The following is an 11307-nucleotide window of genomic DNA, read 5'->3' as shown; positions in this document are numbered from 1 at the left end:
CTGGATTCCTACATCCCAGAGCCAGAGCGTGCGATCGATGGTGACTTCATCATGCCAATCGAAGACGTATTCTCTATCCAGGGGCGTGGTACGGTTGTTACCGGTCGTGTTGAGCGCGGTATCGTACGTACTGGTGAAGAAGTTGCGATCATCGGTATCAAGGAAACTACCAAAACGACCTGTACTGGCGTTGAGATGTTCCGCAAGATTCTGGACGAAGGCCGTGCTGGTGAGAACGTTGGTGTTCTGCTGCGTGGTACCAAGCGTGACGAAGTTGAGCGTGGACAAGTACTGGCCAAACCAGGTTCTATCACGCCTCACACCACGTTCCAGTCAGAAGTATACGTGCTGGGCAAAGATGAAGGTGGTCGTCACACGCCATTCTTCAAAGGTTACCGCCCACAGTTCTACTTCCGTACTACGGACGTAACCGGTGCATGTGAACTGCCAGAAGGCGTTGAAATGGTTATGCCAGGTGACAACGTGCAACTGACCGTTACCCTGATCGCGCCAATCGCCATGGACGAAGGTCTGCGTTTTGCGATTCGTGAAGGTGGTCGTACCGTTGGTGCTGGTGTTGTAGCCAAAATCGTCGAGTAAGATCAGACGTTCAAGGTCGACATCATGTCGACCTTGAATAGAAGCCCCCTCTGTCGGGGCTTTTATCCTGCCGAAAAGTATTCCTGTCTCACCACAGCTTTGTGGCATTTTTATTTTTGTCGGTTGACACTTTTTGTACAGCCGCATACAATTCGCGTCCCCTTGAATTGGGGGTGAAAGCGAGCTCTGCACATAATCTTGGAGTTTGGTAATGAACCAACGAATCCGTATCCGTTTAAAGGCTTTCGACCATCGCCTGATCGATACTTCGACTCAGGAAATTGTCGATACCGCCAAACGTACGGGCGCTCAGGTGCGTGGACCTATTCCACTGCCTACCCGTAAAGAGCGTTTTACCGTTCTGGTCTCTCCGCACGTCAACAAAGACGCGCGCGATCAGTACGAAATCCGTACGCACAAGCGCATGCTCGACATTGTTGAGCCAACAGAAAAAACCGTTGATGCGCTGATGAAACTGGATCTGGCTGCCGGAGTGGAAGTTCAGATCAGTCTTGGTTAAGAGATAAAAGGCTTAACCTTACACAGTGCTCTGTGTAACGCCTAATGTCAGGCGGCCATAGTGGGTCCAAGCCCCGTACACGAGAGGTAATTAAAATGGCAATTGGTATTGTCGGTAAAAAAGCGGGCATGACTCGTATCTTTACCGAAGAAGGTCAATCTGTTGCTGTTACTGTCCTGGAAGTAACGCCAAACCGCGTCTCTCAGGTAAAAACCGTCGATACTGACGGCTACAGTGCAATTCAGGTTACTTTTGGCGCTAAGAAAGCGTCACGCGTTTCCAAACCGGCATCCGGTCATTTTGCGAAAGCAAATGTCGAAGCTGGTCGAGGCGCTATTGAGTTCCGTACTGAAGAATCTTTCAGTACCGGTGACGAACTTCTGGTGACCCAGTTTGAAGCGGGTCAGAAAGTTGATATTACTGGTACCACGAAAGGTAAAGGTTTCCAAGGCGGCGTAAAGCGTTGGAACTTCCGTACTCAGGATGCTACCCACGGTAACTCCTTGTCACACCGCGCACCTGGCTCTATCGGCCAGTGTCAGACTCCTGGTCGTGTCTGGAAAGGCAAGAAAATGGCTGGTCATATGGGTTCTGAACAACAGACCACCCAAAGCCTGGAAGTCGTACGCGTTGACGTGGAAAACAACCTGCTGCTGGTTAAAGGCGCGGTTCCTGGTGCTCCAGGTTCTGACGTGATTGTGAAACCAGCTGTTAAGGCGAAGGGGTAAGCGATGGAACTGAAAACTAACGCAGGCAATGCGGTAGCTGTTTCTGACACTACCTTCGGCCGCGAATTTAACGAAGCCCTGGTTCACCAGGTGGTCACTGCTTATATGGCAGGTGGCCGTCAGGGTACCAAAGCACAAAAGACTCGTTCTGAAGTCGCCGGTGGCGGTATCAAGCCTTGGCGTCAAAAAGGAACTGGCCGTGCTCGTGCGGGTACTTCAAGCAGCCCAATCTGGCGTTCTGGTGGTGTTACATTTGCTGCCAAACCACGCGATTTTGATCAAAAGCTGAACAAGAAAATGTACCGCGCAGCCATGCAGGTCATCTTGTCCGAGCTGGTTCGTCAAGACCGTTTGGTGGTTGCAGACTCCTTTGGCGTTGAAAGCCATAAGACCAAAGAGTTTGTTGCCAAGCTGAATGATCTGGACCTGAGCAACGTATTGATCATCTCTGAGGATCTTGACGAGAAGCTGTATCTTGCCGCTCGTAACGTTCCGCATGTAGGCGTGACCGAAGCATCAGCGATCGATCCAGTGAGCCTGATTGCATTCGAGAAAGTCCTGGTGACAGTGCAAGCCTTGAAACAACTTGAGGAGGCTTACGCATGATCCGTGAACGCCTTTACAAGGTGCTGATTGCACCTCAGATTTCTGAAAAAGCAACCTGGGTTGCCGAAAAACACGGGCAGTATGTTTTCCGTGTGGCTCCTGATGCTACCAAGCCAGAAATCAAACAAGCCGTTGAAGCCCTGTTTGAAGTAAAAGTTCAGTCAGTACAGGTTGTCAACATTAAAGGCAAAACCAAGCGTACTGCACGCGGTATGGGCAAGCGTAACGATGTGCGTAAAGCATATGTTCGCCTGGTCGCCGGTCAGGACATCGACTTCGCTGACGCGGAATAAGGAGCTCAAGTCATGGCATTGGTGAAAACTAAACCGACTTCAGCTGGCCGTCGCCATCTCGTTAAAGTCGTGAATAAAGAGCTGCACAAGGGTAAACCTTTTGCTCCTCTGCTTGAAAAGAACAGCAAGTCCGGTGGTCGTAACAACAATGGCCGGATTACCACTCGTCACATTGGCGGTGGTCATAAGCATCACTATCGTATCGTTGACTTCAAACGCAACAAAGATGGCATTCCTGCTGTTGTTGAGCGTCTGGAATACGATCCGAACCGCAGCGCGAACATTGCCCTGCTGAAATACGCAGACGGTGAACGTCGCTACATTCTGGCCGCTAAAGGTCTGAGTGCCGGTGATGAAATCGTCTCTGGCGAGCACGCACCTATTAAAGTAGGTTCTGCAATGCCACTGCGTAACGTACCGGTTGGTAGCGTTATTCACAACATCGAGCTGAAGCCTGGTAAAGGTGGTCAGATCGCTCGCTCCGCGGGTACATCTGCACAGCTGGTTGCCCGTGAAGGCACTTACTGCACCTTGCGTCTGCGCTCCGGCGAGATGCGCAAGGTTCTGTCTGACTGTCGCGCCACTCTGGGCGAAGTTGGCAATGCCGAGCACGGTTTGCGTGAACTGGGTAAAGCTGGTGCAACGCGCTGGCGTGGTGTTCGTCCTACCGTTCGCGGTGTGGTAATGAACCCAGTGGACCACCCACATGGTGGTGGTGAAGGTCGTACCTCTGGTGGTCGCCATCCTGTTTCTCCTTGGGGTGTACCAACCAAAGGCTACAAGACTCGTAAGAATAAGCGTACCGACCATCTGATCGTACGCCGTCGTTCTGCGAAATAACTAGAGAGGATTGAACTGTGCCACGTTCATTGAAAAAAGGTCCATTTATTGACCATCACTTGATGAAGAAGGTAGAGGCCGCTCTTGAGAAGAACGACAAGCGTCCGATCAAGACCTGGTCTCGCCGCTCCACTATCTTCCCGGATTTCGTGGGGCTGACCATCGCTGTACATAACGGCAAACAACACGTGCCTGTTTTCGTCACTGAAGACATGGTTGGACATAAACTGGGCGAATTCGCGCTGACTCGGACTTACAAGGGTCACGTAGCGGATAAGAAAGCCAAACGCTAAGAAGGGGTGAAGTATGTCTGAAGTAGCCGCTGTTTTACGTGGTGCTCGCTTGTCCGCTCAAAAAGCGCGCCTGGTCGCAGACCAGATCCGCGGTAAGAAAGTGGATGAAGCTCTGGAAATTCTGACTTTCAGTACCAAAAAGGGTGCTGAACTGGTCAAGAAAGTTCTGGAATCTGCCATCGCCAACGCTGAGCACAATGATGGCGCTGACGTAGATGAGCTGAATGTCAGCACGATCTTCGTTGATGAAGGTATGACCATGAAGCGTATTCGCCCTCGAGCGAAAGGCCGCGCGGATCGTATCTTCAAGCGCACTTGTCACATCACTGTGAAAGTTTCAGAAAAATAGGAGTTGGTCAGATGGGTCAGAAAGTTCATCCAACCGGTATCCGTTTGGGCATCGTCAAAGATCATAATTCGATCTGGTATGCCGGTAAGGATAAGTACGCCGACAATCTGCTGACTGACATTGCTGTTCGATCCATGATCGAAAAGCGCCTGGAAAAGGCATCAGTCAGCAAGGTCGTCATTGAGCGTCCTGCACAAAACGCCAAAGTCACCATCCACACTGCCCGCCCAGGTATTGTGATTGGCAAAAAAGGTGAAGACGTTGAGGTTCTGCGTAAGGACCTGAGCGAAGTGATGGGTATTCCGGTACACATCAATATTGAAGAAGTTCGCAAACCTGATCTGGATGCCAAACTGGTTGCCCAGAGCGTTGCTAGCCAGCTGGAACGTCGAGTTATGTTCCGCCGTGCGATGAAACGCGCCGTTCAGAACGCCATGCGTGGTGGTGCTGAAGGTATCAAGATCCAGGTGAGCGGCCGATTGGGTGGAGCTGAGATTGCTCGTGCCGAGTGGTATCGTGAAGGACGTGTGCCTCTGCACACACTGCGTGCCGACATCGACTACGCAACTTACGAAGCACACACTACCTACGGTGTTATTGGCGTTAAAGTCTGGATCTTCAAAGGGGAGATTCTGGGCGGTATCCAAGAGGTACGAGAGCGCGCCAAAAGCCAGGGTAAGAAGAAATCCGGTCGTTCATAAGGGGATTGAGTTATGTTGTTACCAAAACGTACCAAATTCCGCAAAGTCCAGACCGGCCGTAACCGTGGCTTGGCCATTCGTGGCTCCAAGGTCAGCTTTGGCGAATATGCGCTGAAAGCTACCGGCCGTGGTCGTCTGACTTCGCGTCAAATTGAAGCAGCACGTCGTGCGATGACCCGTAAGGTGAAACGTGGCGGCAAGATCTGGATCCGCGTGTTCCCGGACAAGCCTATTACAGAAAAACCTCTCGAGGTTCGTATGGGTAAAGGTAAGGGTAACGTTGAATACTGGGTATGCCAGATTCAGCCAGGTCGTGTTCTTTACGAGATGGAAGGTGTGCCTGAAGAGTTGGCGCGTGAAGCGTTCGCTCTGGCTGCGGCCAAGCTGCCTTTCGATACTGTATTCGTTAAACGGACGGTGCTGTGATGAAAGCAAGTGAACTGAAAGAACAATCAGTGGCTGAGCTGAAATCTCAGCTGTTAGAACTGTTAGGCGAACAATTTAAGTTGCGTATGCAAAAAGCGACCGGCCAGTTGGGCCAGACTCACCTGGTGAGTCAAACCCGCCGCGACATTGCTCGCGTTAAAACTGTGCTGGCAAGCAAGGCAGGTGAATGATCATGACTGAGAACACAACATCCGTTCGTACCCTGAGTGGTCGTGTCGTGAGCAACAAGATGGACAAGTCCATCACTGTCCGGGTTGAGCGTTTTGTAAAGCATCCGATCTATAAAAAGTTCGTGAAACGTTCTACCAAGATTATGGCGCACGACGCCAATAACGAATGCCAGATTGGCGATTCCGTTACAGTACAAGAGTCACGCCCACTGTCTAAAAACAAGACATGGGCGTTGGTAACTATCGACGAGCGCGCTGCCAAGGTTTAATCGCCAGGTAGAGTCAGTTAAGGAGCGAGAGGCATGATCCAAACTCAAACCATGCTAGACGTTGCCGATAACAGCGGCGCAAAGCGTGTCCAGTGCATCAAAGTACTGGGCGGTTCGCATCGTCGTTATGCCGGCATCGGTGATTTGATTAAAGTGTCCGTTAAGGAAGCAATTCCTCGCGGTAAAGTTAAAAAAGGCCAGGTAATGAACGCTGTTGTAGTGCGTACCCGCAAAGGTATTCGCCGCGCAGATGGTTCAATTATCCGCTTTGACGTCAACTCTGCGGTTCTTCTGAACGCATCCTTGTCGCCAATCGGTACGCGTATCTTTGGCCCGGTGACTCGTGAACTTCGTTCAGAGAAGTTTATGAAGATCATTTCCCTAGCACCTGAAGTGCTCTAAGGGAGGGAATGCAAATGTTGAAAATCCGTAGTAAAGACGAAGTGGTTGTTATCGCAGGTAAAGACAAGGGCAAACGCGGTACCGTTCAAAAGGTACAGCAAGATGGCCGTCTGATCGTTACCGGCGTTAACATGGTGAAAAAACACCAGAAGCCTAACCCGTACCTGCAACAGCCAGGTGGCATCATCGAGCGCGAAGCCGGTATTCAGGCTTCCAACGTGGCCATCTGGAACCCTAAAACTGAAAAAGCCGATCGTGTTGGCTTCAAGGTTGACGGTGAGAAAAAGGTACGTATCTTCAAATCCTCAGGCGATGTAATCGACGCCTAATTGGAGCTGGATACTGCTATGTCACGTTTAGAAGAACTGTATAAACAAGAAGTAGTAGCCAAGCTGCAAGAAGAGTTTGGTTACAAGAACATTATGGAAGTGCCTAAAATCACCAAAATCACCCTGAACATGGGTGTTGGTGAAGCACTGGGCGACAAGAAACTGATGGACAGCGCAGTTGCAGATATGCAACTGATTGCTGGCCAGAAAGTGGTTGTTACCAAGGCACGTAAATCTGTCGCGGGCTTCAAGGTTCGTGAAGGCTGGCCGATTGGTTGTAAAGTGACCTTGCGTCGCGACCGTATGTGGGAATTTATGGATCGTCTGATCGATATCTCACTGCCTCGTGTACGTGACTTCCGTGGTATTAACGGTAAGTCCTTTGATGGTCGCGGCAACTACAGCATGGGTGTGAAAGAACAGATCATTTTCCCGGAAATTGACTACGATAAAGTAGACAAGATTCGCGGTATGGATGTGACCATCACCACCACAGCCAAAACCAACGAAGAAGGCCGTGCTTTGCTTAAAGCGCTGCAGTTCCCGTTCCGTAACTGAGGAGTTAATCATGGCTAAAATCAGCATGAAGCAGCGTGAGTTAAAGCGTGAAAAGCTGGTAGAGAAATATTCTGCCAAGCGTGCTGAACTCAAGGCAATCATTAGTAACCAGGATTCTTCTGACGAAGAACGCTGGAATGCACAACAGGCACTGCAAAAACTGCCTCGCGATTCATCAGCGAGCCGTCAGCAGCGTCGTTGTCAAATAACGGGCCGCCCGCACGGTGTTTACCGCAAATTCAAACTCTCACGTATCAAACTGCGTGAAGAGGGAATGAAAGGTAACGTGCCAGGTCTGAAAAAGGCGAGTTGGTAAGCACACCCTTTATGCAAGGCCGGAGCAATAAGCTCCCGGCTTTGCCTGAAGGCCGCTGCACAACAGAGGTAATATAAATGAGTATGCAAGATACGTTGGCGGACATGTTCACCCGCATTCGTAATGCCCAGCAAGCTGGTCATACGAATGTGAGCATGCCGTCTTCAAAAATGAAGGCGTCTGTTGCCCAGGTTCTGGAAGCAGAAGGCTATATCAGTGGTTTTTCAGTAGAAGAGTCAACCAAACCGGTTATGACTATCGATCTGAAATACTACGAAGGCAAGCCAGTTATTGAACGCATCCAGCGTGTATCACGCCCTGGTCTGCGTCAGTACAAGGGCTCCGCACAACTGCCGAAAGTTGAGGCAGGTTTGGGCGTAGCCATTGTATCCACCTCGAAAGGCGTCATGACTGACCGCGCCGCCCGTGCTGCGGGTGTCGGTGGTGAAGTTATCGCCACTGTATTTTAAGGGGATACCATGTCACGCGTCGCTAAGGCTCCTGTACAGATCCCGACTGGTGTTGAAATTACACTGGCCGCTGACAAGATCTCTGTTAAGGGCAAACAAGGTTCCTTGGAACTGGCTATCCACACTGCTGTGGATATTCAGCAAGAAGAGAATGAACTGAAGTTCGCTCCGAAAAAGAATGACAAGCAATCCAATGCTCTGGCGGGAACGTTCCGCGCTCTGGTAAACAATATGGTTACCGGTGTAAGTGTTGGCTTTGAAAAGAAACTGGTTTTGCAAGGTGTTGGTTATCGTGCCAAGTCTTCTGGCAAAACTCTGAACCTGTCCCTGGGCTTCTCCCACCCGGTTGATTATGAACTGCCTGAAGGCGTGACTTGTGAAACACCAAGCCAGACGGAAGTTGTAATCAAAGGTGTCGACAAACAAGTTGTCGGACAGATCGCCGCTGAAATTCGCGGTTACCGTCCTCCTGAACCTTATAAAGGTAAAGGTGTTCGTTACGCTGACGAGATTGTTCGTCGTAAAGAAGCCAAGAAAAAGTAAGGTCTAGGCCATGAATGAGAAGAAAAAAGCTCGTCTGCGCCGTGCCCAGAAAACCCGGATAAATATCCGTGAAAAAAGCGCGGTTCGCCTGTGTGTACACCGTACACCTCGACACATTTATGCTCAGATCATCGCTGCCAATGGCGCTAGCGTCCTTGCAACGGCTTCTACAGTAGAAGCAGATCTGCGTAACGATTTAACTGGTAACGTCAGTGCTGCCACGAAAGTGGGTCAGTTGATTGCTGAGCGTGCAAAAGCCGCCGGTATTACCAAGGTCGCTTTCGATCGTTCCGGTTTTAGATACCATGGTCGCATCAAGGCTCTGGCTGACGCGGCTCGTGAAAACGGCCTCGAATTCTAAGGGTAAAGATCATGGCAAATAACGAACGTAATAACGATCGCAACAACGATCGCTCAGAAAGTGAATTCCAGGAAAAACTGGTTCAGGTTAACCGTGTAGCCAAAGTAGTAAAAGGTGGTCGTATTTTCGCCTTTACTGCTCTAACAGTGGTTGGCGATGGTAATGGTCGTGTTGGCTTCGGTCGCGGTAAGTCCCGTGAAGTTCCAATGGCAATTCAAAAAGCCATGGAACAAGCCAAGCGCAACATGATCACAGTGCAGCTGGATGGCAGCACACTTCAGTACCCAATCAAAGCCCGTCACTCCGGTGCACAGGTTTATATGCAGCCAGCATCTGAAGGTACCGGTATTATTGCCGGTGGTGCGATGCGTGCAGTACTGGAGATGGTTGGCGTCAAGAACGTACTGGCCAAGTGCTACGGTTCTACCAATCCGAATAACGTGGTTCGTGCAACCTTTAATGGTCTTGCGCAAATGAAGTCACCTGAAGAGGTGGCTGCAAAACGCGGCAAGACTGTTGAAGAAATTCTGGGGTAATTCGATATGGAAAAGAAAACTGTAAAGGTTACCCAGACTCGCAGCACTATTGGCAAATTGCCAAAGCACCGCGAAACCATGAAAGGTCTGGGCCTGCGTCGCATTGGTCATACCGTTGAACTGGAAGATACACCATCCATTCGCGGCATGATCAACCAAGTTCAATACATGGTTAAGGTTGAAGGGGAGTAATATGCGCCTCAATGAATTGAGTCCAGCTCCTGGTTCCAAGCCGACGCGCAAGCGCGTTGGCCGAGGTATCGGTTCTGGTTTGGGCAAAACCGGTGGTCGTGGTCACAAGGGCATGAAGTCTCGCTCAGGTGGCAGCGTTGCACCCGGTTTCGAAGGTGGTCAGATGCCGATCCACCGTCGTTTGCCAAAGTTTGGTTTTGCTTCACGCAAAGCCCAGTACGTTGCCGAGATTCGTCTCAACGAACTGACTTTGGTTGAAGGCGATGTTGTCGATTTGGCAGCACTGAAAGCAGCAGACGTGATAGGCGACAAGTTCAAAGAAGGTCGCGTTATCCTGTCTGGCGAAATCAGCAAGGCTGTGACTGTTAAAGGTCTGAAAGTCACTAAAGGCGCTCGCGCTGCCATTGAAGCAGCAGGCGGTAAGGTCGAAGACTAATGGCTACTCAAGGCTCACAACCACAAGGAATGAACAAGGGTCTGGGAGAATTATTCTCTCGGATCCGGTTTGTACTCTTGGCAATTGTTGTATATCGGATTGGTACCCATATTCCGGTACCAGGGATTAACCCGGACGCGTTAGCTCGGTTGTTTGAACAGAATCAGGGCACCATCCTGGAAATGTTCAACATGTTTTCCGGCGGCGCCCTGGAGCGTATGAGTATTCTTGCGCTCGGTATCATGCCGTACATTTCCGCGTCCATTATCATGCAATTGCTGACGGCGGTGAGCCCTCAGCTTGAGCAGCTCAAGAAGGAAGGTGAATCGGGACGTCGCAAGATTACCCAGTACACCCGCTACGGCACAGTCTTGCTGGCCACCGTCCAATCGTTCGGTGTGTCAGCAGGGCTGGCGGGGCAGGGTGTCACCTTCTCTTCTGGTATCGATTTTTATATCGCAGCAGTACCTTCCTTCGTGGCAGGTGCCGTCTTTATGATGTGGCTGGGCGAACAGGTAACGGAACGTGGTATTGGTAATGGTATTTCCATTCTGATTTTTGCCGGTATCGTTGCTGGATTGCCAAGTGCGGTTGGTCAGGCGTTTGAATCTGCTCGTCAGGGCGATTTGAATATCCTGTTGTTGTTGGTTATCGCTGCTTTGTCAGTCGCGGTTATCGCGTTTGTTGTCTTCGTTGAACGGGGACAGCGCCGCATCACCATCAATTATGCCAAGCGCCAGATGGGCAACCGTCAAATGATGGGTGCTCAAAGCAGCCATCTGCCACTCAAGCTGAATATGGCGGGTGTTATTCCTGCGATTTTCGCTTCAAGCCTGCTGTTGTTCCCGGCATCTCTGGGGCAATGGTTTGGTCAAGGCGAAGGTATGGAATGGCTACAGGACATTAGCCTGGCCCTGGCTCCTAGCCAGCCGCTGTATATCGTATTGTTTGCTGCCGGTATTATTTTCTTCTGTTACTTCTATACGGCGTTGATGTTTAACCCGAAAGATGTGGCCGAGAACCTGAAAAAGTCCGGTGCTTTCATTCCAGGGATTCGTCCCGGAATTCAAACTGCCAAGTATATTGATACCGTGCTGGGTCGTCTGACTCTGTTTGGTTCCCTCTATATTGCGTCCGTCTGTCTGTTGCCCCAGTTTCTGGTGGTAGCAGCCGATGTACCTTTCTACTTTGGCGGTACATCACTGCTGATCGTAGTGGTGGTGGTTATGGATTTCATGGCGCAGGTGCAATCTCATCTGATGTCGCATCAGTATGAATCCCTGATGAAGAAAGCGAACTTGAAAAATATGGGCTCAGCTAATCGCTGAGACCATTTTAGGAGACTGTC

General features: G+C 50.5%; 23 protein-coding genes. All 23 read left to right on the top strand.

Translation table 11 applies throughout. The features are described from left to right. Positions 1–600: EF-Tu/IF-2/RF-3 family GTPase (locus Q8W32_RS10275; protein WP_305414808.1), on the top strand; the 600-nt coding region annotated here is incomplete at its 5' end. 211 nt (positions 601–811) lie between these two features. Continuing rightward, positions 812–1120 carry a 30S ribosomal protein S10 gene (rpsJ, locus tag Q8W32_RS10270; RefSeq protein WP_036535225.1) on the top strand — a complete coding sequence of 103 codons (309 nt, stop codon included), beginning with the start codon at positions 812–814 and terminating at the stop codon, positions 1118–1120. A gap of 95 nt (positions 1121–1215) precedes the next feature. Further along, the gene (rplC, locus tag Q8W32_RS10265) at positions 1216–1848 is read left to right on the top strand and encodes a 50S ribosomal protein L3 (protein WP_303434716.1); all 633 of its coding nucleotides are present in this window, start codon (positions 1216–1218) and stop codon (positions 1846–1848) included. A gap of 3 nt (positions 1849–1851) precedes the next feature. Next, positions 1852–2454: a 50S ribosomal protein L4 gene (gene rplD, locus Q8W32_RS10260; RefSeq protein WP_303434717.1), complete on the top strand. Its 603-nt coding sequence runs from the start codon at positions 1852–1854 to the stop codon at positions 2452–2454. After that, entirely contained in the window at positions 2451–2747 is a 297-nt protein-coding gene (gene rplW, locus Q8W32_RS10255) for a 50S ribosomal protein L23 (RefSeq protein ID WP_303434718.1), read from the top strand. The genes rplD and rplW overlap by 4 nt, the downstream gene beginning before the upstream one ends. Before the next feature lie 12 nt (positions 2748–2759). After that, positions 2760–3587, top strand: coding sequence for a 50S ribosomal protein L2 (gene rplB / locus Q8W32_RS10250; protein ID WP_303434719.1), 828 nt, complete (start codon positions 2760–2762; stop codon positions 3585–3587). Positions 3588–3604: 17 nt separating this feature from the next. Then, positions 3605–3880: a 30S ribosomal protein S19 gene (gene rpsS / locus Q8W32_RS10245; RefSeq protein ID WP_221797397.1), complete on the top strand. Its 276-nt coding sequence runs from the start codon at positions 3605–3607 to the stop codon at positions 3878–3880. A gap of 13 nt (positions 3881–3893) precedes the next feature. Beyond that, a complete protein-coding gene (gene rplV / locus Q8W32_RS10240) occupies positions 3894–4229 on the top strand; it encodes a 50S ribosomal protein L22 (protein ID WP_303434720.1) in 336 nt (111 codons plus the stop codon). A gap of 11 nt (positions 4230–4240) precedes the next feature. Further along, positions 4241–4930, top strand: coding sequence for a 30S ribosomal protein S3 (rpsC, locus tag Q8W32_RS10235; RefSeq protein WP_303434721.1), 690 nt, complete (start codon positions 4241–4243; stop codon positions 4928–4930). Between the two features lie 12 nt (positions 4931–4942). After that, a complete protein-coding gene (rplP, locus tag Q8W32_RS10230) occupies positions 4943–5356 on the top strand; it encodes a 50S ribosomal protein L16 (protein ID WP_303434722.1) in 414 nt (137 codons plus the stop codon). Beyond that, entirely contained in the window at positions 5356–5547 is a 192-nt protein-coding gene (gene rpmC / locus Q8W32_RS10225; protein WP_303434723.1) for a 50S ribosomal protein L29, read from the top strand. The genes rplP and rpmC overlap by 1 nt, the downstream gene beginning before the upstream one ends. A gap of 2 nt (positions 5548–5549) precedes the next feature. Further along, positions 5550–5816 (top strand): 30S ribosomal protein S17, encoded by a 267-nt coding sequence (gene rpsQ, locus Q8W32_RS10220; RefSeq protein ID WP_303434724.1) that lies wholly within the window; start codon positions 5550–5552, stop codon positions 5814–5816. 33 nt (positions 5817–5849) lie between these two features. After that, positions 5850–6218, top strand: coding sequence for a 50S ribosomal protein L14 (gene rplN, locus Q8W32_RS10215; RefSeq protein ID WP_303434725.1), 369 nt, complete (start codon positions 5850–5852; stop codon positions 6216–6218). Between the two features lie 14 nt (positions 6219–6232). Further along, positions 6233–6547 carry a 50S ribosomal protein L24 gene (rplX, locus tag Q8W32_RS10210; protein ID WP_303434726.1) on the top strand — a complete coding sequence of 105 codons (315 nt, stop codon included), beginning with the start codon at positions 6233–6235 and terminating at the stop codon, positions 6545–6547. Between the two features lie 18 nt (positions 6548–6565). Beyond that, complete coding sequence (rplE, locus tag Q8W32_RS10205; RefSeq protein ID WP_303434727.1) at positions 6566–7105, top strand: 50S ribosomal protein L5; 540 nt, start codon at positions 6566–6568, stop codon at positions 7103–7105. A gap of 10 nt (positions 7106–7115) precedes the next feature. Further along, the gene (rpsN, locus tag Q8W32_RS10200) at positions 7116–7421 is read left to right on the top strand and encodes a 30S ribosomal protein S14 (protein ID WP_303434728.1); all 306 of its coding nucleotides are present in this window, start codon (positions 7116–7118) and stop codon (positions 7419–7421) included. 77 nt (positions 7422–7498) lie between these two features. After that, positions 7499–7891 (top strand): 30S ribosomal protein S8, encoded by a 393-nt coding sequence (gene rpsH, locus Q8W32_RS10195; RefSeq protein ID WP_303434729.1) that lies wholly within the window; start codon positions 7499–7501, stop codon positions 7889–7891. A gap of 9 nt (positions 7892–7900) precedes the next feature. Beyond that, on the top strand, positions 7901–8434 hold the full coding sequence (gene rplF / locus Q8W32_RS10190) for a 50S ribosomal protein L6 (RefSeq protein WP_303434730.1): 534 nt from the start codon (positions 7901–7903) through the stop codon (positions 8432–8434). A gap of 10 nt (positions 8435–8444) precedes the next feature. After that, entirely contained in the window at positions 8445–8795 is a 351-nt protein-coding gene (gene rplR, locus Q8W32_RS10185) for a 50S ribosomal protein L18 (protein WP_303434731.1), read from the top strand. A gap of 11 nt (positions 8796–8806) precedes the next feature. Further along, positions 8807–9331 carry a 30S ribosomal protein S5 gene (gene rpsE, locus Q8W32_RS10180; protein WP_303434732.1) on the top strand — a complete coding sequence of 175 codons (525 nt, stop codon included), beginning with the start codon at positions 8807–8809 and terminating at the stop codon, positions 9329–9331. A 6-nt stretch (positions 9332–9337) separates the two neighbouring features. Beyond that, a complete protein-coding gene (gene rpmD / locus Q8W32_RS10175) occupies positions 9338–9523 on the top strand; it encodes a 50S ribosomal protein L30 (protein ID WP_303434733.1) in 186 nt (61 codons plus the stop codon). Position 9524: 1 nt separating this feature from the next. Beyond that, a complete protein-coding gene (rplO, locus tag Q8W32_RS10170) occupies positions 9525–9959 on the top strand; it encodes a 50S ribosomal protein L15 (RefSeq protein WP_303434734.1) in 435 nt (144 codons plus the stop codon). Beyond that, positions 9959–11287, top strand: a complete 1329-nt coding sequence (secY, locus tag Q8W32_RS10165; RefSeq protein ID WP_303434735.1) for a preprotein translocase subunit SecY — start codon at positions 9959–9961, stop codon at positions 11285–11287. Before rplO ends, secY begins: the two co-directional genes overlap by 1 nt. Positions 11288–11307 lie beyond the last annotated feature (20 nt).

The organism is Oceanobacter sp. 3_MG-2023 (assembly GCF_030688925.1).
Taxonomy (GTDB): Bacteria; Pseudomonadota; Gammaproteobacteria; order Pseudomonadales; family Oceanobacteraceae; genus Oceanobacter.
This window is presented reverse-complemented; position numbering and strand designations above follow the sequence as displayed.

Excerpts from the sequence above, each read along its gene's own strand:
- rpsJ (WP_036535225.1), top strand. The coding sequence starts at position 812 with ATGAACCAACGAATCCGTATCCGTTTAAAGGCTTTCGACCATCGCCTG.
- rplC (WP_303434716.1), top strand. The coding sequence starts at position 1,216 with ATGGCAATTGGTATTGTCGGTAAAAAAGCGGGCATGACTCGTATCTTT.
- rplD (WP_303434717.1), top strand. The coding sequence starts at position 1,852 with ATGGAACTGAAAACTAACGCAGGCAATGCGGTAGCTGTTTCTGACACT.
- rplW (WP_303434718.1), top strand. The coding sequence starts at position 2,451 with ATGATCCGTGAACGCCTTTACAAGGTGCTGATTGCACCTCAGATTTCT.
- rplB (WP_303434719.1), top strand. The coding sequence starts at position 2,760 with ATGGCATTGGTGAAAACTAAACCGACTTCAGCTGGCCGTCGCCATCTC.
- rplV (WP_303434720.1), top strand. The coding sequence starts at position 3,894 with ATGTCTGAAGTAGCCGCTGTTTTACGTGGTGCTCGCTTGTCCGCTCAA.
- rpsC (WP_303434721.1), top strand. The coding sequence starts at position 4,241 with ATGGGTCAGAAAGTTCATCCAACCGGTATCCGTTTGGGCATCGTCAAA.
- rplP (WP_303434722.1), top strand. The coding sequence starts at position 4,943 with ATGTTGTTACCAAAACGTACCAAATTCCGCAAAGTCCAGACCGGCCGT.
- rpmC (WP_303434723.1), top strand. The coding sequence starts at position 5,356 with ATGAAAGCAAGTGAACTGAAAGAACAATCAGTGGCTGAGCTGAAATCT.
- rpsQ (WP_303434724.1), top strand. The coding sequence starts at position 5,550 with ATGACTGAGAACACAACATCCGTTCGTACCCTGAGTGGTCGTGTCGTG.
- rplN (WP_303434725.1), top strand. The coding sequence starts at position 5,850 with ATGATCCAAACTCAAACCATGCTAGACGTTGCCGATAACAGCGGCGCA.
- rplX (WP_303434726.1), top strand. The coding sequence starts at position 6,233 with ATGTTGAAAATCCGTAGTAAAGACGAAGTGGTTGTTATCGCAGGTAAA.
- rplE (WP_303434727.1), top strand. The coding sequence starts at position 6,566 with ATGTCACGTTTAGAAGAACTGTATAAACAAGAAGTAGTAGCCAAGCTG.
- rpsN (WP_303434728.1), top strand. The coding sequence starts at position 7,116 with ATGGCTAAAATCAGCATGAAGCAGCGTGAGTTAAAGCGTGAAAAGCTG.
- rpsH (WP_303434729.1), top strand. The coding sequence starts at position 7,499 with ATGAGTATGCAAGATACGTTGGCGGACATGTTCACCCGCATTCGTAAT.
- rplF (WP_303434730.1), top strand. The coding sequence starts at position 7,901 with ATGTCACGCGTCGCTAAGGCTCCTGTACAGATCCCGACTGGTGTTGAA.
- rplR (WP_303434731.1), top strand. The coding sequence starts at position 8,445 with ATGAATGAGAAGAAAAAAGCTCGTCTGCGCCGTGCCCAGAAAACCCGG.
- rpsE (WP_303434732.1), top strand. The coding sequence starts at position 8,807 with ATGGCAAATAACGAACGTAATAACGATCGCAACAACGATCGCTCAGAA.
- rpmD (WP_303434733.1), top strand. The coding sequence starts at position 9,338 with ATGGAAAAGAAAACTGTAAAGGTTACCCAGACTCGCAGCACTATTGGC.
- rplO (WP_303434734.1), top strand. The coding sequence starts at position 9,525 with ATGCGCCTCAATGAATTGAGTCCAGCTCCTGGTTCCAAGCCGACGCGC.
- secY (WP_303434735.1), top strand. The coding sequence starts at position 9,959 with ATGGCTACTCAAGGCTCACAACCACAAGGAATGAACAAGGGTCTGGGA.